At 41.1% G+C, this 18,837-nt stretch carries 17 protein-coding genes and 1 riboswitch; of the genes, 2 read left to right on the top strand and 15 right to left on the bottom strand.

The genetic code is table 11. The annotated features are described in order from the left end of the window. Window positions 1-127 precede the first annotated feature (127 nt). The 3 genes from CSV61_RS03635 to CSV61_RS03625 all read right to left on the bottom strand — a co-directional run bounded on the left by CSV61_RS03635 (window position 128) and on the right by CSV61_RS03625 (window position 3,463). Window positions 128-1,483, bottom strand: coding sequence for a nucleobase:cation symporter-2 family protein (locus CSV61_RS03635; RefSeq protein WP_099638136.1), 1,356 nt, complete (start codon window positions 1,481-1,483; stop codon window positions 128-130). Next, window positions 1,480-2,067, bottom strand: a complete 588-nt coding sequence (locus CSV61_RS03630) for a xanthine phosphoribosyltransferase (protein WP_099638135.1) — start codon at window positions 2,065-2,067, stop codon at window positions 1,480-1,482. The genes CSV61_RS03635 and CSV61_RS03630 overlap by 4 nt, the downstream gene beginning before the upstream one ends. Window positions 2,068-2,197: 130 nt before the next feature. Beyond that, window positions 2,198-2,299, bottom strand: a riboswitch (purine riboswitch). 234 nt (window positions 2,300-2,533) lie between these two features. After that, the gene (locus CSV61_RS03625) at window positions 2,534-3,463 is read right to left on the bottom strand and encodes an AEC family transporter (protein ID WP_099638134.1); all 930 of its coding nucleotides are present in this window, start codon (window positions 3,461-3,463) and stop codon (window positions 2,534-2,536) included. Window positions 3,464-3,537: 74 nt separating this feature from the next. On the opposite strand from CSV61_RS03625, the gene CSV61_RS03620 reads away from it, so the two are divergent. Then, window positions 3,538-4,770 carry a CynX/NimT family MFS transporter gene (locus CSV61_RS03620; protein ID WP_099638133.1) on the top strand — a complete coding sequence of 411 codons (1,233 nt, stop codon included), beginning with the start codon at window positions 3,538-3,540 and terminating at the stop codon, window positions 4,768-4,770. A gap of 502 nt (window positions 4,771-5,272) precedes the next feature. On the opposite strand, the gene CSV61_RS03615 is transcribed toward CSV61_RS03620, so the two are convergent. From CSV61_RS03615 to CSV61_RS03600, 4 genes are all read right to left on the bottom strand, one after another. Further along, a complete protein-coding gene (locus tag CSV61_RS03615) occupies window positions 5,273-5,476 on the bottom strand; it encodes a hypothetical protein (protein ID WP_233193503.1) in 204 nt (67 codons plus the stop codon). Window positions 5,477-6,242: 766 nt separating this feature from the next. Beyond that, complete coding sequence (locus tag CSV61_RS03610) at window positions 6,243-6,998, bottom strand: exodeoxyribonuclease III (RefSeq protein WP_099638131.1); 756 nt, start codon at window positions 6,996-6,998, stop codon at window positions 6,243-6,245. A gap of 20 nt (window positions 6,999-7,018) precedes the next feature. Further along, window positions 7,019-7,930, bottom strand: a complete 912-nt coding sequence (locus tag CSV61_RS03605) for a pseudouridine-5'-phosphate glycosidase (protein ID WP_099638130.1) — start codon at window positions 7,928-7,930, stop codon at window positions 7,019-7,021. A gap of 64 nt (window positions 7,931-7,994) precedes the next feature. Further along, window positions 7,995-9,119: an NAD(P)/FAD-dependent oxidoreductase gene (locus tag CSV61_RS03600; protein WP_099638129.1), complete on the bottom strand. Its 1,125-nt coding sequence runs from the start codon at window positions 9,117-9,119 to the stop codon at window positions 7,995-7,997. Between the two features lie 130 nt (window positions 9,120-9,249). On the opposite strand from CSV61_RS03600, the gene CSV61_RS03595 reads away from it, so the two are divergent. Then, complete coding sequence (locus CSV61_RS03595) at window positions 9,250-10,350, top strand: branched-chain amino acid aminotransferase (RefSeq protein ID WP_369824278.1); 1,101 nt, start codon at window positions 9,250-9,252, stop codon at window positions 10,348-10,350. A 50-nt stretch (window positions 10,351-10,400) separates the two neighbouring features. Here the strand turns inward: CSV61_RS03595 and CSV61_RS03590 are convergent, their stop codons facing one another. From CSV61_RS03590 to yhbH, 8 genes are all read right to left on the bottom strand, one after another. Then, window positions 10,401-11,198, bottom strand: a complete 798-nt coding sequence (locus CSV61_RS03590) for an ABC transporter ATP-binding protein (protein WP_083035532.1) — start codon at window positions 11,196-11,198, stop codon at window positions 10,401-10,403. Continuing rightward, a complete protein-coding gene (locus CSV61_RS03585) occupies window positions 11,176-12,216 on the bottom strand; it encodes an ABC transporter permease (RefSeq protein ID WP_083035531.1) in 1,041 nt (346 codons plus the stop codon). The genes CSV61_RS03590 and CSV61_RS03585 overlap by 23 nt, the downstream gene beginning before the upstream one ends. A gap of 23 nt (window positions 12,217-12,239) precedes the next feature. Next, window positions 12,240-13,250 (bottom strand): ABC transporter substrate-binding protein, encoded by a 1,011-nt coding sequence (locus tag CSV61_RS03580; protein ID WP_099638128.1) that lies wholly within the window; start codon window positions 13,248-13,250, stop codon window positions 12,240-12,242. Between the two features lie 239 nt (window positions 13,251-13,489). Further along, window positions 13,490-14,239: an amino acid ABC transporter ATP-binding protein gene (locus CSV61_RS03575; RefSeq protein WP_099638127.1), complete on the bottom strand. Its 750-nt coding sequence runs from the start codon at window positions 14,237-14,239 to the stop codon at window positions 13,490-13,492. Between the two features lie 12 nt (window positions 14,240-14,251). Beyond that, a complete protein-coding gene (locus CSV61_RS03570) occupies window positions 14,252-14,911 on the bottom strand; it encodes an amino acid ABC transporter permease (protein WP_083035528.1) in 660 nt (219 codons plus the stop codon). Window positions 14,912-15,021: 110 nt separating this feature from the next. Beyond that, complete coding sequence (locus tag CSV61_RS03565) at window positions 15,022-15,825, bottom strand: amino acid ABC transporter substrate-binding protein (protein ID WP_099638126.1); 804 nt, start codon at window positions 15,823-15,825, stop codon at window positions 15,022-15,024. Window positions 15,826-15,992: 167 nt separating this feature from the next. Continuing rightward, the gene (locus CSV61_RS03560) at window positions 15,993-17,384 is read right to left on the bottom strand and encodes a SpoVR family protein (RefSeq protein WP_083035526.1); all 1,392 of its coding nucleotides are present in this window, start codon (window positions 17,382-17,384) and stop codon (window positions 15,993-15,995) included. After that, window positions 17,381-18,541 (bottom strand): sporulation protein YhbH, encoded by a 1,161-nt coding sequence (gene yhbH, locus CSV61_RS03555; protein WP_099638125.1) that lies wholly within the window; start codon window positions 18,539-18,541, stop codon window positions 17,381-17,383. Before yhbH ends, CSV61_RS03560 begins: the two co-directional genes overlap by 4 nt. Between the last annotated feature and the right edge of the window lie 296 nt (window positions 18,542-18,837).

Raw genomic sequence — 18,837 nt, 5'->3', positions numbered from 1 at the left:
CAGCGTGCGTCTTGAGACCCTGGACGGAGCAAAGCGAAGGAAGCGGCTCAAGCCACGCCCCTCGGAAAGCGTGCCTTTCGGAGTGCAGGGAAACGGGGTGAGATAGTTATGTCCCAGCCTCCCTTTTTTATTTATGGTCAGCTGTTGCACTTACCAATACAGAAGATGGTCCTTCTTTAACGCTAAGCGGTTTAGCTTTGATATCAGCTGCATGTTGAGCAGTTTGCTTCTTTTTTGACGGAATCATATTGAAAATAATATTCAAGAAAATGGCAGTGATACTTCCGAGTACAATACCATTACTTGTTAAGATCTGTACACTTTCCGGCAACTCTTTAAATAAATCCGGTACAACTGAAACTCCAAGACCAATACCGATAGAACATGCTACGATCATTGCGTTATCTTGAGTTTTTGAAATTACAGGGCTTAACATTTTAATTCCTTGTGAAACCACCATGCCGAACATGGCAACCATCGCGCCACCAAGTACTGCTGGAGGGATGATCGTTGCAAGAGCTGCTATTTTCGGCAAGAATCCTAATGAAATTAGCATAATCGCTGTAGCGAGTATTACCCGTCTTGACTTCACACCAGACAACTGCATCAAGCCAACGTTCTGTGAAAATGTCGTGTAAGGAAACGCATTGAAAATACCTCCAATAACAGAAGCTAACCCTTCTGCACGATACCCTTTTTCCAACATTTTCTGATCGATTTCTTCCTCACAAATATCCCCTAATGCAAAGTATACCCCCGTAGATTCTACGAGCGACACCATCGCCACCAACGTCATAATCGCAATTGGCAATAAATGGAACGTAGGTGTTGCTAAATAAAACGGCATGACTATATGAACATAAGAAGCATCATGCACATTCGAAAAATCTACTACACCCAGGAATATCGCTGCGATTGTACCACCGACTAATCCTAACAAAATAGCGATAGACTGCATAAAACCTGAAGTGAATCGGAACATCAAAATAATGAATAGCAACGTTCCAAACGACAGTAAAATATTTGTCATGGAACCGAAATCTTCCGCACCTTGTCCACCACCCATATTGTTGATCGCTACAGGAATCAATGTGATTCCAATAATGGTTACAACAGAACCGGTAACGATTGGCGGAAAGAATTTTACAAGACTTCCAAAGAAGCGGCTAATGAAGAAAATGATTACGCCTGAAGCAATAACCGCTCCGTAAATAGCCGAAATTCCATAATCATTGCCGATCAATATCATAGGGCCGACAGCGGTGAATGTACATCCGAGAACTACAGGTAAACCAATACCGAAATATTTATTACGGGAGATTTGTAAGATTGTCGCAACACCACACATTAAAATATCAATCGACACAAGATATGTCAGCTGCGTTGGCGTTAACCCAATGGCATTCCCCACGATAAGTGGTACCAATACTGCGCCTGCATACATAGCTAGTAAATGCTGGAAGCCTAGCAGTGTAGTTTTCATTGTTCCGTTTCCTCCCCGACAAACTGGACTTGACCATTTTGTAACGACTGAAGCTCAGCTAGTGATTCCAAACGGACGCCCTCTTTGCGAATTAGATCTCCGCCTGGCTGGAAGCATTTTTCAATCACTATTCCAACACCTGCAATCGTTGCGCCTGCTTGTTTTGCGATATCTATTAGTCCAAGTGCGGCTTGTCCATTCGCAAGGAAATCATCAATGAGCAATACCGTATCTTCATTTGAAATAAAATCTTTAGAAACCGAAATATCATTTGATTCTTTCTTAGTGAATGAATACACTTCTGCGGTGTATAAATGATCCGTCAATGTAAGAGATTTACGTTTTCTGGCAAACACTACTGGAACGCCTAATATCATTCCTGCCATTGTCGCTGGAGCAATACCTGAAGATTCAATCGTGATGATTTTCGTAATGTGTTGATCGCTGAATCGGCTAACAAACTCTTTCCCGATCTCCTGCATCAATAATGGATCAATTTGATGATTTAAAAATGAATCCACTTTTAGTACCTCTTCCGATAATACTTTACCTTCTTGTCGAATCTTGTTTTTTAGCAACTCCACGCTGATATGCTCCCTTCATTTTTTCGAATAAAAAAAGCGTATATGCCATACTCCCATATAACAACTATGAGAGAGCGGCATGTACGCTTGTAAAAATGAAAAAGCAATTTCTTGTCGAACGACAAAGAAAGCTGCTTTTCATTCTCCCCATAGGCGGTCTATTTTCGGTAGACCGGTAGAAACTTACGGGCCATATCCCCGTGATTATATGAGTCTTATTTAACTGAATGCTAACAGTATAGCACGATTCGACAAATTTTCAATACGAATATATACCAATAAGTTTGAAAGCTTTAAGCGAGCAAGCATATGGACATATTCTAGACAAAAAGTTAGAAGCGATTGACTCTCCAGTTCAAATACGCAATTGATTACAATCCTATGTCCACTGTACGTACAGCGTTCCCCTCATAGCGTGAATCCCTTACCCAACAACCACGCTGTGTTAAATTACCAGTTTTATTGTTTACCCGAACAATAGTGAAGAGAGATAAATCACTACGCCTACTGTAAAGCTACTAGCTACGGTATTGAACAAGACGATTTGTGCTGCTAGCTCGGATTCAACATCGTATTCCAGTGCCAGTGTGGAGCTATTCCTCGACGTTGGGAATGAGCTGGCGATCCATAGTGATTGAGCCGTGATTCCATCTATCCCAAGAAGTAAAATCAACAATAACGCCACGGTTGGCGAGATAAGTAGTCGGCCGATGGCGCTTAAATAGATTAATCGGTTCCATAGTGTCTTTACCTTAATCTGCGCTAACTGCGCACCAAGTGTGATGAGTGCGATCGCAATAAAAGCATCCGATAAATGACTGATCGGCAATTCGATAAACTGAGGCAACCGGATATCTGCCAAGTTAAGCAAAGCACCTAGCCACAAAGCATGAATAATCGGCATTCGAAGGAACTGTTTCACAATGTCTTTCCCCGACTGCGTCGAAGATACAAGATTATACAGACCATATGAATATGTCAGTAAGTTCTGATAGACAATCAAAACAATTTGAATAGAAACCCCAAGTGGATTCGCATGAAACACTAGCTGACTGACAGGTAACCCATAGTTTCCTGAGTTGATTAGAACAATACTGTTTTTCATAACAGCGGTCTGCTGGCGATTCAAACGCAAGAGTTTGCTAAATAAATGGCCAGTAATTATTAAAGTGCTAGTGAATAATACAACAAACAGTAAGACGTCGAGCAGGATCTCTACATCTATGACAGTATGGTATAAGTTCATGAAAACGGCGGCCGGTATTAAACAATATGTCAGAATATTCCCCAGTGCCTTAACATTAAAAGTAAACTTTAATTGTAAAACTACGCCAATTGTTAATAAAATAAGCATAGGTGTGATAACATTTATAAAGACTATGAGTAAGTACTCCACAAAGGAATCTCCTTTCTGCTGTTTCGGCTGCATACTTCTCAGAACAATCTTCAAGTAATACAGGAGGCTTCATAATGGAAAAAGAACGACCAAGTAAACATTTACATTTCCCTAAGAGTCAGTGGGTGTTATTAGCAGGTATTTTATTTTTAGCCGCTACCATCCGTTCCCCACTAACTTCTGTCGGGCCTATTATCGGGAACATTCGTGATCAACTGCAAATCTCTAACTCGTTGGCTGGATTTCTAACAACTATCCCATTGTTGGCATTTGCTATTGTATCACCTTTTACACCACGTATTGCCAAACGGTTCGGTATGTCGAGAACACTTTTCTATGCAATGATTATTTTAATGCTAGGAATTATTATGCGTTCTGTAGGCAATAGTCCTTTGCTATTGATCGGTACATTTTTAATTGGGGTAGGAATCGCTTTTGCAAACGTCCTATTACCAAGTCTTCTTAAACTGAGCTTTCCCTTACATATCGGATTGATGACAGGACTGTACTCCGTGTCTATGAGTATATCTGCCACACTCGCTTCTGGTATCGCTTCTCCAATTGCCAATGAAACAGTTTATGGCTGGCAGGGCGCGCTAGGCATTTGGGGAGTCATTACGTTGTTAGCCATTATCGTATGGATACCGCAGATTCGCAAAAAGAAAGAAGTCATTAAATCAGTTCAGAAAAACATGAAGTCAAAACCTGCCCTGCCTATGTGGCGTTCCCCACTAGCCTGGAGCATCACAATTTTCATGGGTCTGCAATCATTCCTATTTTATACGACGGCATCGTGGATTCCTATTGTGTTACAAACGAATGGGATGACTGCTGATGCTGCTGGATGGATGTTAGCGCTTGTCCAGCTCGCACAATTGCCTATGATGTTTATCATACCAGTGGTCGCTGATAAAGTACGCGATCAACGCATCCTGGTCGCAGCTGTTTTCGCTTGCTATTTAATTGGCTACGGTGGTGTACAGTTTGGAAGCGAAAGCTTGACTGCACTTTGGATGATTTTCATCGGTCTAGGAGGCGGTTCGGCATTTGGACTCGCTATGATGTTCTTCACTTTACGAACCAATACACCAGACCAAGCGGCTTCGATTTCAGGAATGGCGCAGTCGATCGGCTACTTGTTAGCAGCGATCGGCCCCGTGTTGTTCGGTATTCTTCATGACTATACGGGTTCATGGACGGCACCGCTTTATACCTTCTTAGTTGTTGCGACTATAATATTCATCAGTGGAATGTACGCAGGGAAAAAGCGTTATATTTCGCTTGAACCCAAACAGAATATGTCGTAACGGAAAATGCATGTCAACAATAAAACGAAGAGCCGCAATTCGCATGTGAATTGCGGCTCTTCGTTTTATTTATGTATCTATCTAAGGTTATAAGACGCAAACAGTTTTATATAGCTGATCAGCGAACTGTTTACTAGGCATTCATTTATTGCTATCAATATAGGAAGTATACTTGCTAATACTACCGTGATTGGCAATACTTTAGTAAGTATTGTCCATCTCGGTGCCCATCATTTTCTCAATCTAGACCTTATTATGTTACAGCGTTGTCTTACATTCGCCCTCGATAACAGGATAATGGTTGCACCCCATTGATCTGCGCTCCAGCCGGACGCGTTCCGGAGGGTGGGCGGTGAACCACACCTCTTCGCTTCGCTTCGACGGGTGTTTCACCTGTCCCACTGATCCTCCCGGAGTCGCCGGCTTCCGCTCCGATCAACTAGCCAACTACAAAGAAATCTTCTCCATAAACGCGCCCGTTAGCAGAAATAAAAAGATGAAATCACTTACTTTTATTATAAATTTTCTGCTTTAAATCAAAGAAACTCATTGTTCCACAGACGAAAACACCCAATCCTAAAACCCCTGTAAGAACCCAGCTATTACCCCAACTAATGATTAAAACAATTAAACAAGTGAATGCAATAACTAAAGCTCCGTATTGCCCTCTCCATATATCTATTTTTGAGGATTGTTCATTTTCCAAAACAACCAACTCCAATCCTAAAGACATTTCTCAAACAATATGGCCCGATTGAGGCACAATCCTTATCCCGCAAACGCGCCCGATTCTAAACTTTATCCATATCGCTCGTGGTAAATAATAAAGCTACTAACGTTAGAAAAGAGGCTATTATAATTACTGTAAGAATAAGCATAATCGAACTCCTCCTTTTCGTTAAACTGGCCCGTTTGTTGAATAGTCTTTTTATACTTAGTATGTTCTGTTGCTTGGAGTGCAGGCGCCGACTCCGGGAGGATCAGCAGGACAGGTGAAACACCTAGCGAGCGCAGCGAGGAGTGTGGTTCACCGCCTGCCCATAGGACACGCGTGCGCCGGAACGCAAAGCAACAGCTTGCACAATGCGAACTTTGGCCCTATTCTTGAATAATTGCTTTTTTATAACTGCGCTCCGTTGCTTGGAGCGAAAGACGGCCGACTCCAAAGGGATCAACGCGCTCCTTGATACCTCGCAGGACGCGTTTTTTGTGACCGGTGAGGCTCAATCACGCCCTTCGGAAAACATGCTGCCTAGAGCGCAGTGCAACATTTTGTATACTGTATAGTGACCCATTTCCTAAACACTGAGCCTACGCTTTTTAAAGTTAGTAAAGCAGAGTCACTTCAAAAGTATAAAAAAACGGCACGGTTAATCACGGTGCCATTTGATGTTCTACTTTAATTATAATTCGCTAACTAAGCTTTTGAAGCTTTTATCTGAACAGAGTAACTTGAAATGCACTTACTCGTTTTATATTTCTAACTCTGCAGAAATTGGGCAATGGTCACTGCCCATGATTTCTGAATGAATGTCTGTTGTTTTCAGAGCGGACTGGAGACGTTCTGAGATGATAATGTAATCGATACGCCAGCCGATATTTCGTGCACGTACGTCGCGCATATAAGACCACCACGTATAGCTTTCATCTAGATCGGGATTCATAAAACGAAATGTATCAATGAATCCAGCGTCTAATAACCGTGTCATTTTCCCGCGTTCTTCATTCGTAAATCCTGAATTACCAATATTAGATTTAACGTTCCGAATATCGATTTCTTCATGCGCTACGTTCAAATCTCCGCAATAGATAACTGGCTTGATGGCATCCAGCGACTGTAAATGCTTAAGTAAATCATCTTCCCAAGTCAGTCGAAATGATAATCGTGCCAAGTCCCGTTGTGAATTGGGCGTATAACAATTGACGAGAAAGAATTTTTCGAATTCTAGCGTCAGCACACGCCCCTCTACCTCGTGATCTAGATCATTCAATCCGTAGCGTACAGAAAGAGGCGTTTCCTTCGTAAATACTGCCGTACCAGAATATCCTTTTTTCTCTGCATAGTTCCAATAGGATTCATACCCATCGAGAGAAAGATCGATTTGTCCTTCTTGACATTTGATCTCCTGGACACAGAAAATGTCTGCCTGTACTTGTTCAAAAAAGTCACTGAAACCTTTTTTCACACATGCCCTAATACCGTTTACATTCCAAGATACTACTTTCAATACTACACAACCTATCTTTATTAATTGCCGTTAAAACTCACTGCCAATTTTGCCGCAAGTTCGGCGTTTGACTTCACTAATGCAATATTGGCTTCCAGGCTTTTACCACCTGTCATTTCCTGAACTCTTTTTAACATATGTGGTGTCAGATTTTTTCCGCGAATGCCTAGTTGTTCAGCTTCTTTAAGCGCATCTGACACCAATCCATCTATATACTCTTGATTCATGGCATACTCTTCAGGGATTGGATTGGCAATAATCGCACTGCCTTCCAAGCCTAAATTCCATTTAACGCGTAGCATCTCTGCCAACATGTCGATTTCATCTACTCGATAATCTACAGGATGTGCACTGTTTCTTGTATAAAAGGCAGGGAATATATCTGTCTGATACCCCATCACTGGCACACCTTTTGTTTCCAGGTACTCAAGCGTTTTTCCAAGATCCAAAATAGACTTCGCACCCGAACAAACAACTGCTACACTTGTGCGCGCGAACTCTTCCAGATCAGCAGAAATATCCATCGTATCTTCCACGCCTCTATGGACACCGCCAATGGCCCCGGTCGTGAACACACGAATTCTCGCCAAGTCAGCAAAGAACATCGATGCAGCAACCGTCGTTGCACCCGGTTGTTTAGTAGCAATTAAGTAACTAATATCGCGCCTAGAGGCTTTAATCACACCCTTGCTGTCCCCAAAACGTTCCAATTCTTCATCAGTTAGACCGATTTTTATTTTACCGTCCATAATCGCAATGGTTGCCGGAACCGCTCCATGATCTCGCACTATCTGCTGAACTTCACGTGCAGCTTTCACATTTTCAGGGTACGGCATGCCATACGTAATTATCGTAGATTCCAATGCGACTAGCGGCTTACCGTATTTCATCGCCTCTTTTACTTCCTCTGAATACGAAACGTATCTTCTCATTCTGAATCTTCCCCTTTACCGATCAATTACTATATATTCATACTAATCATTATACGCGCTTTATTCAATGTTCATCGGCAATTATTTGGTTAATAGAGTAGCTTTCCAAATCCCATCCAGTTTCATGGTCTAGCACTAACTGAGATAAAAGCTTGCCGAGAAGAGGTCCGACTGTTAAACCAGATGAACCAAGTCCATTAGCAATCCAAATCTCCGGATAATCAGGCAGGTGACCAATCACCGGCATGAAGTTTGGTGTATGTGGACGAATGCCGACCCGTACTTCAGTCAATTCTGCGCTACTCAGTGCAGGTGCAATGGGTAGAGCATGCGATAATACTTCCAGCACCCCACCTGTTGTCGGTTGAATATCGAAATCATCCGTATCTTCATGTGTTGCGCCCGCCACGAATCTACCATCTTGGAAAGGTACAATATACTGAGTACTTGGCGGCATGATGACCGGCCACTCACCCGACGCTTCATGTGTTGACTGTAAATGAAGTATTTGCGCTTTCTGTCCTGCTACCTGTAGCTTCTTACCTAATGGCTCTGTAAATTCACTAGCCCATGCACCTGCCGCTACGATGATTTGATCTCCTTCAATTATTTGTCCTTCCACGATAACACCACAGACTTTCCCTTCTTTTATGTACGGTGTAGCAGAGCCTTTAATAATTTGTACACCACGTGTAACTGCTACACGTTTCAACGCATCAAGTAGTTGATCACCTTCGACTTTGGCTACGCCAGAAATACGGACAGCTGAATGACCATCAGAAAGCACTGGAAAATAACTAGCTGCCTGCTCTGGAGATAGTAATTCTACTTCTCCGATCTCAGGAGCTTGTTCTTTTCTTTTATTCAATAACTCGACTTTCTTCTCTAAACGACTTAAATCCGTGTGAATAGCTAAAGCTCCCACTTTCTTGTAACCTGTTTCCAGCTCGCCCTGCTCTTCCAATGAACGAATGAATGCGGGATAATAAGCAGCTCCAGCTGACGCTAATGCATACCAAGCCTTATTACGGCGCTGAGATGCCCACGGACAAATAATGCCTGCTGCAGCTTTTGTGGCCTGTCCTGGCTCCTGTCTATCGATTAGCACGACTTCTGCATGTTCCATAGACAAATGGTAAGCCGCAGAAGCACCGACTATTCCGGCACCTACAATCAAGATTTTTTTCATGAAAATCCGCTCCTTTTTACAATAGTTTTGAATATCGACAAACTTTTCACTTTATTTTTTCTGAAAAAGCAGTATAATTACATTATTCGGAATCAAAGTTTCGGAATATTCTATATCTTAAGGGGTTTTGATGATTATGACGAGAATACCTATGCAAATTCAACTTGCACAAAATAAAAAAGAAAAGCCAGATCCTAGCACGCTGGTTTTTGGGAAATCATTTACAGACCACATGCTCATTATAGACTATGAGGAAGGCAAAGGTTGGCATAATCACCGCATTACTCCTTACGCTCCTTTAACACTGGACCCAGCTGCAATTGTTTTGCATTACGGACAAACGGTTTTTGAAGGAATGAAGGCGTACCGGTCTGAAGAAGGAACTATACGTTTGTTCCGCCCCGATCAAAATATGAAGCGCCTAAACTATTCTCTTGATCGTCTATGTATGCCACGTATTGATGAAGAAAATGCACTGTACGCACTTAATCAGTTGTTGCAAATTGAGCAGGACTGGATTCCGACACTAGAAGGAACCTCATTATATATCCGCCCATTTGTCATTGCAACAGAAGCATTCCTAGGTGTAGCACCCGCTAAGAATTATCAATTTTACATGATTCTCTCACCTGTTGGCTCGTACTATAAAGAAGGAATTCATCCAGTAAAGATTCTCGTGGAAAATGAATTCGTCCGGGCTGCAAAAGGCGGAACAGGTAGCGCTAAAACTGCCGGTAATTACGCATCTGCTTTAAAGGCACAAGAGACAGCAGACAAACAGGGCTACTCCCAAGTTTTATGGCTCGATAGCGTCGAGCGTAAATATGTCGAAGAAGTTGGTAGCATGAATATCTTCTTCAAAATCAACGGTGAAGTCGTAACACCCGCAATCAACGGCAGCATCCTCGAAGGTATTACACGGAAATCAATCTTGCAGTTATTGCGACACTGGAATATGCCAGTAGCAGAGCGTCAAATCTCGATGGATGAAATTCGATCTGCCTATGAAAGCGGAGAACTAGAAGAAGTATTCGGTACAGGTACAGCTGCTGTCATCTCTCCTGTAGGTGAATTGAATTGGGACGGATATAAAATGATTATCGCTAACGGTGAAACAGGCGAATTATCCACTCGTCTTTATAACACATTAACAAATATCCAAACAGGCAAAGAAAAAGATCCATTTGACTGGGTATACGAAATCAAGAAACATATAGCGCAGTTGGCTTAATACGACGAAAAATCCCCTATTTTCCGTAATTGGAAAACAGGGGATTTTGTTTATACAGAAAGTAAAGCTGCATCACTTGTAAGTTGTTCTCCACGAATACGTTGGAATTCATCCATCAACTTCGCAATCGTTAAATGCTTTTTCTGTTCTTCTTCCACTTCTAGAATGATTTGTCCTTTATCCATCATGATCAAGCGATTACCAAGGTCGAGTGCTTGTTGCATGTTATGCGTTACCATCAACGTCGTTAGTTGATCTTGTTCAACTAAACGTTTCGTTAAATCGGTGATCAGCTCCGCGCGAGATGGATCAAGTGCAGCGGTATGCTCGTCTAGCAACAATATAGATGGTTGTGTAAACGTCGCCATTAACAATGATAACGCTTGACGCTCACCACCCGACAATAAACCAACATTCGCTGTCATCCGATTTTCGAGGTTCAAGTGCAATGTTTCAAGAGATGTACGGAATAAATCTTTCCGTTTCTTATCTACTCCACGATGCAATGAACGACGTCGGTTGCGAGAATACGCCATCGCCAAATTCTCTTCAATCGTCATAGTAGGTGCTGTACCTGACATAGGATCTTGGAATACGCGTCCAATCATTTTAGAGCGTTTGAATTCCGCCAAACGTGTAACGTCTTTTTTATCGATATAAATAGAGCCAAAATCCGGTGTTAATGCGCCTGATATCATATTCATCATGGTGGATTTCCCAGCACCGTTACTACCGATCACTGTTACAAAATCACCCGGTTGTAAGTGCAAGTTAATCTGGTCTAGCGCTACTTTTTCATCCGGAGTCGATTCATTGAATACTTTATTAACTTGATCCAGTCTCAACAACGCTATGACCTCCTTGTGAAGATTTCATTGCCATTCGTTCCGCTTGCCTTTTCACTTTTCTCGATTTCTCTCGTCTCTTTTCAAGAATCTGCGGAATAATCAATGCTGCAATTACGATGACTGCAGTGATCAATTTCATATCACCAGAATCGAGAATTTTCACACGTAGTGAGAGACCGAGTACAATACGATAAATAACTGCACCGATCACTACAGCTAATGTAGTACGGAAGATAGTTTTCGTTCCAAAGATTGCTTCACCAATAATAACAGAAGCTAATCCGATAATAATCATACCAATTCCCATACCATTATCTGCAAACTTTCCGTACTGTGCGATTAATGAGCCTGAGAAAGCTACTAGTGCGTTAGAAATTCCTAAGCCAAGAATAACGAGAGTATCTGTATTGGCAGAGAAACTACGAATCATTTTTTTATTATCGCCGGTTGCACGGATAGCCAAACCAACTTCGGTTTGCAAGAACCAGTCCGCGATGAATTTAATGATTACCACAACTAGAATCATTAAAACTACCGTTCCCCAAGTCGAAGGTAAATGCTCCAAGCCAAGTCCTGCTAAGAAGCCATTGATTGCTTCATCAATCCCAAGATTACTCCAGAAACCTTGAAACTTGCTAAAAATTGTTTCGGAATTTAAAAGCGGAATGTTTGGGCGGCCTACTGAATTTTCGGTAGTCAGTCCCATTATCCGAAGGTTTATCGAGTAAAGAGCTATCATCATGAGGATTCCGGATAGTAGTGGATTGATTTTTCCTTTGGTATGTAATAAACCTGTTACACATCCAGCAAAAAAGCCGACCAAGATCGCGGTAAGTGTTGCAACAAGTGGATGATAATCAAATACAATCATCGTAGCCGCTACTGCGGCACCCGTAACAAAACTTCCGTCCACTGTTAAATCTGGAAAATCAAGCACCCGAAATGTTAGATACACTCCGAGTGCCATAATCGCATAGATGATACCCTGCTCAACTGAGCCAAATACAGCTGAAAACATGCAAGATCATCTCCTAGTTTTATTTATTTTACAAGTTCCGCATTCCAATCGTCTTGAATCTCTAAACCAATTGCGTTTGCAGTCTCTTCATTCATCACTAACTTTAAGTTCTGGGGTAATTGCACTGGTAATGATTCAGGCGTTTCTTCACCCTTTAGAATCTTTACTGCCATTTCACCCGCTTCATAGCCGATATCATAGTACTCAAAGCCGTACGCTCCAAGTCCACCACGTTTCACAGAATCGAACTCACCGACCATCATCGGGATCTTATTGTCGTTCGCAACAGAGATGACTGATTCCAGTGCGGATACTACTGTGTTATCCGTGATGATGTAAAATGAATCTACTGAACCGATCAATGATTCAGCCGCTTGTTTTACGTCTGCTGAAGTTGCAACAGATGCTTCAACCACTTCCATATCCATATCTGCAAGAATTTCTTTTACATGATCCACTTGCAAGCGAGAGTTTTGCTCTCCTGAGTTGAAAATCATACCAACCTTTTTTGCACCTACGTTTTCTTTCAAGAATTTCATTGTATTTGGAATAGCATCCGGATGGTTATCGGTTGTTCCTGTAACATTCCCACCTGGCTCTTCATTAGATGCAACGAGTTCTGCAGCTACTGCATCCGTAACTGACGTAAAGATGATAGGAATATCTTGGGTCGCGCTAGCTGCTGCTTGTGCACTTGGCGTAGAGTTTGCAAATATTAAATCTACGCCTGCGCCTGCCAAGTTGTTCGCAATTGTTGAATTGGAACTATTATCATTTTGTGCATTTTGTTTATCATATTCGACATGTAAGCCAGCATCTTCAATTGCCTTTTGGAACCCTTCAAACGCCGCATCCAATGATGGGTGTTCAACGATTTGTGTAACACCAATTGTATATTTCTCTTCAGTGCTAGCTTTGTCATCATTTTTATCATCTGTTGCCGGATCAGATGACTCCTCTTTTCCACCGCACGCAGCGAGAATGAGCACAATACTAAATAGTGCTGCTGCATAAGTCACCCAATGTTTTCTCATGTAAATCCCCCTCAACTATAATCTACTACCTATTCGATATATTCGAAAAAGGTATAATTATACGTAATCGTACCCTTTACCAAGTTATTCGTCAATGCATTATTCAATATTTTGCGCGAATTCTAATAAGTTCATGAACTACCTGCCGCAATATTTCATATATTGCAATAATTTGGTCGAAAAATGAGTATTCAATAAAAAAAGTGATGCGAACATTACATTCGCATCACTACTTTTAGTTATTTGCTCAACTCGTAATTCAGGAATCTCTTAGTACGTATTTCTTTCGGTGATTTGATTACTTCATCTGGAGTACCTGATTCAACAATCATTCCCTCGTCCATGAAAATCACATGATTTGCGACATTACTTGCAAATTCCATTTCATGGGTCACCACAATCATCGTCATATGCTCATCTGCAAGATTCCTCATTACTTGTAATACTTCTTTCGTCAATTGCGGATCCAAGGCAGAAGTTGGTTCATCGAATAATAATATTTCCGGATCCATCATCAATGCTCTCGCAATCGCCACACGTTGTTTCTGGCCGCCTGATAGTCTGGAAGGTAATTCATCCGCTTTTGAAGCCAATCCGACTTTTTCAAGTAACTCGATACTTCTATGGCCATAATCACCGGCTTTTTCTTTCTTCACTAATTTCGGTGCTAGTTCCAAATTTTGCTTAACAGTTAAATGGGGAAATAAGTTAAATTGTTGAAATACCATTCCCATTTTGGAATTGATTATTTTACTATCGTTTGGATTTGTGTAAATGCCATCTTTCACTAGGTAATCCCCGTCAACTCTAATACTTCCGCCACCGACTTGCTCTAATTGAATCAAACTTCTTAACATCGTACTTTTTCCAGAGCCTGAAGGTCCGATAATGGCCATCACATCGTTTTGTTGAACATCAAACGATATATCTTTTAAAACTTCCAATGGACCGAATGATTTTTGTAAGTTGCGTACTTCAATGAACGACATAGTTTTCTCTCCTCAATCATATTGCAGCTTTCTCTCTAAATACTTGAACACTACAGTCAATCCGAACGCGATTAACAAGTAGATCCCCGCAGCAATGAAGAACGGAATGATGGTGAAGTCTCTGTTCACGACTGTTTGTGCATAATGTAGCAGTTCAGGAACAGCTACCGCATATAAAAGCGCCGTATCTTTTACTAAAGATACCGATTCATTTGCAATAGGTGGTAGCGTTACGCGAAACATTTGTGGCAAGATGACTCGCACAGTCGTTTGCCATTTCGATAAGCCAAGTACTTGAGAAGCCTCATATTGTCCTTTATCGATCGAGAGCAATCCACCCCGGAATATTTCAGCAAAGTACGCTGAATAGTTCAAAATGAACGCGATTGTAGCTGCGACGAAACGGTCAAAAACTAAATACTCACCAATTACCGGCAGAAGTGGTAAACCAAATACAAAGAACAGTAGCTGTAATAACAAAGGGGTCCCACGCATGACGTATATAAAGGTCTGCGCCAAATAAGAAATTGGTTTAATACTACTTCTTACGGCAAGTGTCAGCAAGAATCCGAGTGGAATGGATGAGACAATCGCTAATACAAATAATAGGACAGTCGCTTTAGCACCCTCCAACATGGGGATCAGCATAGACATAAAATATTCATAACTCATTAGTCAATTCCTCCAAAAAACCATTTAAGGTTTTATGTACTTCTCTTACAATACAAATACCAACGGAAGCCACAGCTGGCACTTCCGCTGATATCAGTTACTCTACTTCATTAACGAAGAACCTTGTCTTCTCCAAACCATTCCGTGGAAATATCAGCTGAAGTACCGTCTTCATTCATAGTATCCAACGCGTTCTGAAGATTTTCAAGCAATTCTTCATTGCCTTTTTTCACTCCAACACCGTATTCTTCCACCGCCAAAGAGCCATCAAGTTTCGAAAAGACACCTTCTTCAGTTGTCATATAGTAATCGATAACGACTTCATCTAGTACAACTGCATCGAGACGACCTGTTTTTAAATCCGTCAATGCTAAAACATTGTCTGCGTATTCAGTAACATTTTTCACTTTTTCATGAATTGGATGACTCTCTAGTGCTGGTCCAGCAGATGACAATGCTTGTACACCTACTGTTTTTCCATCTAGATCTTCAATTGCTTTCACATCAGAATCTACTAACGTTACAATGACTTGATTATTATCCAAATATGGCTTTGTGAATAACACTTTTTCTTGACGTTCTTTTGTGATCGTATAGCCGTTCCAAATTAAATCAATTCGTCCGCTACTCAGTTCCGTTTCTTTCGTCTTCCAATCGATCGGTTGGAACTTTGCCGTAGCCCCCATATGCTCAGCCGCTGCTGTTGCCATGTCAATATCGAAACCGACTAAATTATTTTTATCGTCACGGAATCCCATGGGTGCAAATTTGTCATCTACACCGATGATAATTTCTTTCGTCCCTTCTTTACCTGTGTCCGCTGTAGATTCTTCACCGTCAGAAGACTTGTCGGAACATCCGGTCAGTACTAGGAATAATGCTGCAAATAATAGAGCAATAGTCGTCTTTTTCAATGATCTTCCTCTTTTCTTTACTCTTTAGTACGTTAATGAGTTAGTATACTATAAAAATAACATTAGATGCACGAAATGAAAAGTAGTAAAGTAAAAAAACTGAAGGCAATCTCCATATTACTGGAGTTGTCTTCAGTTTAAGAATAAGCTGTACCTACTGTCTTACGTTATTTACTTCTCCTAAACACTTTGTGTCCATCGTATGAAAAGACTAAAGGTTTATTTTCAAGTACTGTTTCGATATGCACAATGCGTCCCCAAAGTTGATGGATATGGGGTAGAACATGTTCTAAATACGGCAAATCAAGTTCAGTGTCTTCGTAGCGGTGAATGAGATACAGTTCACCATTACGCATGTAGTCACCATCGTCTACTACTATATAAGGAAAGCCACCGTTCACTCGCTGTCCAATAAGTTGGTTCCGAACGGCTTCCGTCTGTTTGTCAGATACTTTGTATTGGTCCTCTTGCTTTTGAAATACGTACAGATCTTCTTGTTTAATCAAGTCATCCGTCAAATAATTGCGGATGAAGGATGTGTCATTTTCAATTTCACGTGCTTCAAATATTTTTTCTCGTCCTGTCATCGCCTCCTCACCACGTCCACTGGCTTCTTTAGCTAATATGTCGTAGCGTTTCTCTATATCTTCGTATATTTTAACGCCGAGATAATATGGATTAATTGAGGTCTTGGAAGGTTGCAGTACGCTAGCATTAAGTTTTGCGAACTCAATTGTCTCAGAAGGCGTCAAATCCATTTGACGAAGGATGGTTTGATGCCAATAAGATGCCCAACCTTCATTCATAATTTTCGTCTCTAGTTGCGGCCAGAAATAGAGCATTTCCTCGCGCAACATCGTCAAGATGTCTGCTTGCCATTCCGTTAGATTGCGACTGTTTTCAAGAATAAATAATAAGATATCTTTTTCGGGTTCCTCTGGATTCTTTTTGTGCATTTCAATCGCTTGCTGTCCAGGTATTGTCCGTTGATCTAAATCCCATAAATCTTCGTATGCGGATTTTCGAGGTGGCCGGACAATGGAAGGTGACGGAACAATATCACGCATCATACTTGGATCTACGTGTTCTTGGATGGCTAATACTGCATCAAGAAATGTTTCCACACATTTCTTACCGTAGCGTACCTCATAGTCTACAATCCGTTCGGCTGTAGCTGCCATGCTTTCCACCATGTCTTTACGAGTCTTTGAGAAATACGTATTATTTTTGAAGAAATCACAATGCGCCAATACATGTGCGATGATTAATTTATTTTGAATCAGACTATTTGTATTTAATAGAAATGCATAACACGGATTTGAATTAATCACCAACTCATAAATCTTGCTCAATCCGATATCATATTGCAGCTTCATCTTATGAAATTGTTTACCAAAACTCCAATGTGTGAAACGCGTAGGCATTCCATAGGCACCAAACGTATACAGTATGTCTGCAGGGCAAATCTCATAACGCATCGGATAAAAATCTAGTCCGAATCCACTGGCTATCTCCGTGATCTCATCAATTGCATAATGTAATGCCTGTTGATCAGTCAGCGTAATCCCTCCGTTCGCTTTTCGAAGAACTTCTTGAGCGCAAAGTAGACATCGCGATTTTTTTGCAAAATATAGTAATTGAATTTGGGATGTTCAATTGATTTATACGCAGACATTAACGTAGACATTCTACGGTGTTCATTGACTTCGGCATATCCAAACATGTTCGATATCGCCAATAATTCATCCACGTGTTCTAAGCATTTTTTATTGTCACTCGTCATATTCTCTCCGTCTGAGAAATGTACTGGATAGATATTATAACTAGTTGGTGGATAGGATTCTTTAATAACTTCAAGCGCTTTTCTGTATGCAGATGAACATCTCGTTCCACCACTTTCTCCTTTGTTGAAGAAATTTTCCTCTGACACTACTTTCGCTTCCGTATGATGCGCAATGAACTCAATTTCCACGGTTTCATACTTTGTCCGTAAAAACTTCGTCATCCAAAAGAAGAAACTTCGCGCCATATACTTCTCAAATTTGCCCATTGAACCACTCGTGTCCATCATGGCAATGACAACGGCTTTAGATTGTGGTTTTTCCACAGGATTCCACGTTTTAAAGCGTAGATCATCTTCCAGAATCGGTGCGACTTCAGCTTTTCCATTCATCGCATTACGTTTAATGGCAGATAACAAAGTCCGTTTTTTATCTATATTACCGATTAACCCTTTCTTACGGATGTCCGTGAAATCAATGTCTTCAATCGTTGTGACAGATTGTTCTTTTTGTTCCAAGTCTGGTAGTTCCAATTCTTTAAAGAACATCTCTTCCAACTCTTCTATCGAGACTTCTGTTTCATAGATATCTTGCCCTGGCTGGTCACCTGCTTCTTTTCCTTTTCCTGCTTGCGCCTTCTTTTCTCCTTGCGCCACAACGTCGCCTACCGCACTGTCGCCTTCACCTTGGCCAACGTGCTTGGACTTATCATGATTGTAGCGAATTTTAAATTCATCTAATGAACGAATTGGTATTTTGACCATGTCTTTTCCATTTGAAAGTATAATATTCTCTTCACTAATTAAATCAGGTAAGTTACTTTTTAACACTTCGTTTATTTTATCTAAGTGGCGTTGCTGATCCTGGTGGCCTTTGCGATGGAGAGACCAATTTTCTTCAGTGACAACGAATCGACTTTTCTGGTTTTCTTCCACTCGTATCCCCGCCTATCTCTCGAACAATTTGTTTCCTTATCATATGCGATAGCTGATTGAATATTGACAAAACAGTAACAAAACTAAAAAGAGACCTCATGATTTGAGGTCTCTTAGTCTTGACTTCCATATACCTACCGTATTTCTGAGACAGAAATTTCCATGCAACGTGAATGGATGATACTGATTAATAGCCATTAAAGTTAGACCCTAATTTAAACATAAATAACTTACATCACTATAATAGGGGCATCGCATAACTACGTAGAAGTTGCCGTGCCTACTGGCAAGTGTAC

The sequence above is a fragment of the Sporosarcina sp. P3 genome, from assembly GCF_002743415.1.
Taxonomy (GTDB): domain Bacteria; phylum Bacillota; class Bacilli; order Bacillales_A; family Planococcaceae; genus Sporosarcina; species Sporosarcina ureae_A.
Note: the sequence above shows the minus strand (reverse complement) of the source record. Positions and strands in the feature narration are given on the sequence as shown.

What these genes read in the sequence shown, in the direction of transcription:
- CSV61_RS03635 (WP_099638136.1), bottom strand. Translation starts at nt 1,483, where the DNA reads ATGAAAACTACACTGCTAGGCTTCCAGCATTTACTAGCTATGTATGCA.
- CSV61_RS03620 (WP_099638133.1), top strand. Translation starts at nt 3,538, where the DNA reads ATGGAAAAAGAACGACCAAGTAAACATTTACATTTCCCTAAGAGTCAG.
- CSV61_RS03605 (WP_099638130.1), bottom strand. Translation starts at nt 7,930, where the DNA reads ATGAGAAGATACGTTTCGTATTCAGAGGAAGTAAAAGAGGCGATGAAA.
- CSV61_RS03600 (WP_099638129.1), bottom strand. Translation starts at nt 9,119, where the DNA reads ATGAAAAAAATCTTGATTGTAGGTGCCGGAATAGTCGGTGCTTCTGCG.
- CSV61_RS03595 (WP_369824278.1), top strand. Translation starts at nt 9,250, where the DNA reads ATGATTATGACGAGAATACCTATGCAAATTCAACTTGCACAAAATAAA.
- CSV61_RS03585 (WP_083035531.1), bottom strand. Translation starts at nt 12,216, where the DNA reads ATGTTTTCAGCTGTATTTGGCTCAGTTGAGCAGGGTATCATCTATGCG.
- CSV61_RS03580 (WP_099638128.1), bottom strand. Translation starts at nt 13,250, where the DNA reads ATGAGAAAACATTGGGTGACTTATGCAGCAGCACTATTTAGTATTGTG.
- CSV61_RS03575 (WP_099638127.1), bottom strand. Translation starts at nt 14,239, where the DNA reads ATGTCGTTCATTGAAGTACGCAACTTACAAAAATCATTCGGTCCATTG.
- CSV61_RS03570 (WP_083035528.1), bottom strand. Translation starts at nt 14,911, where the DNA reads ATGAGTTATGAATATTTTATGTCTATGCTGATCCCCATGTTGGAGGGT.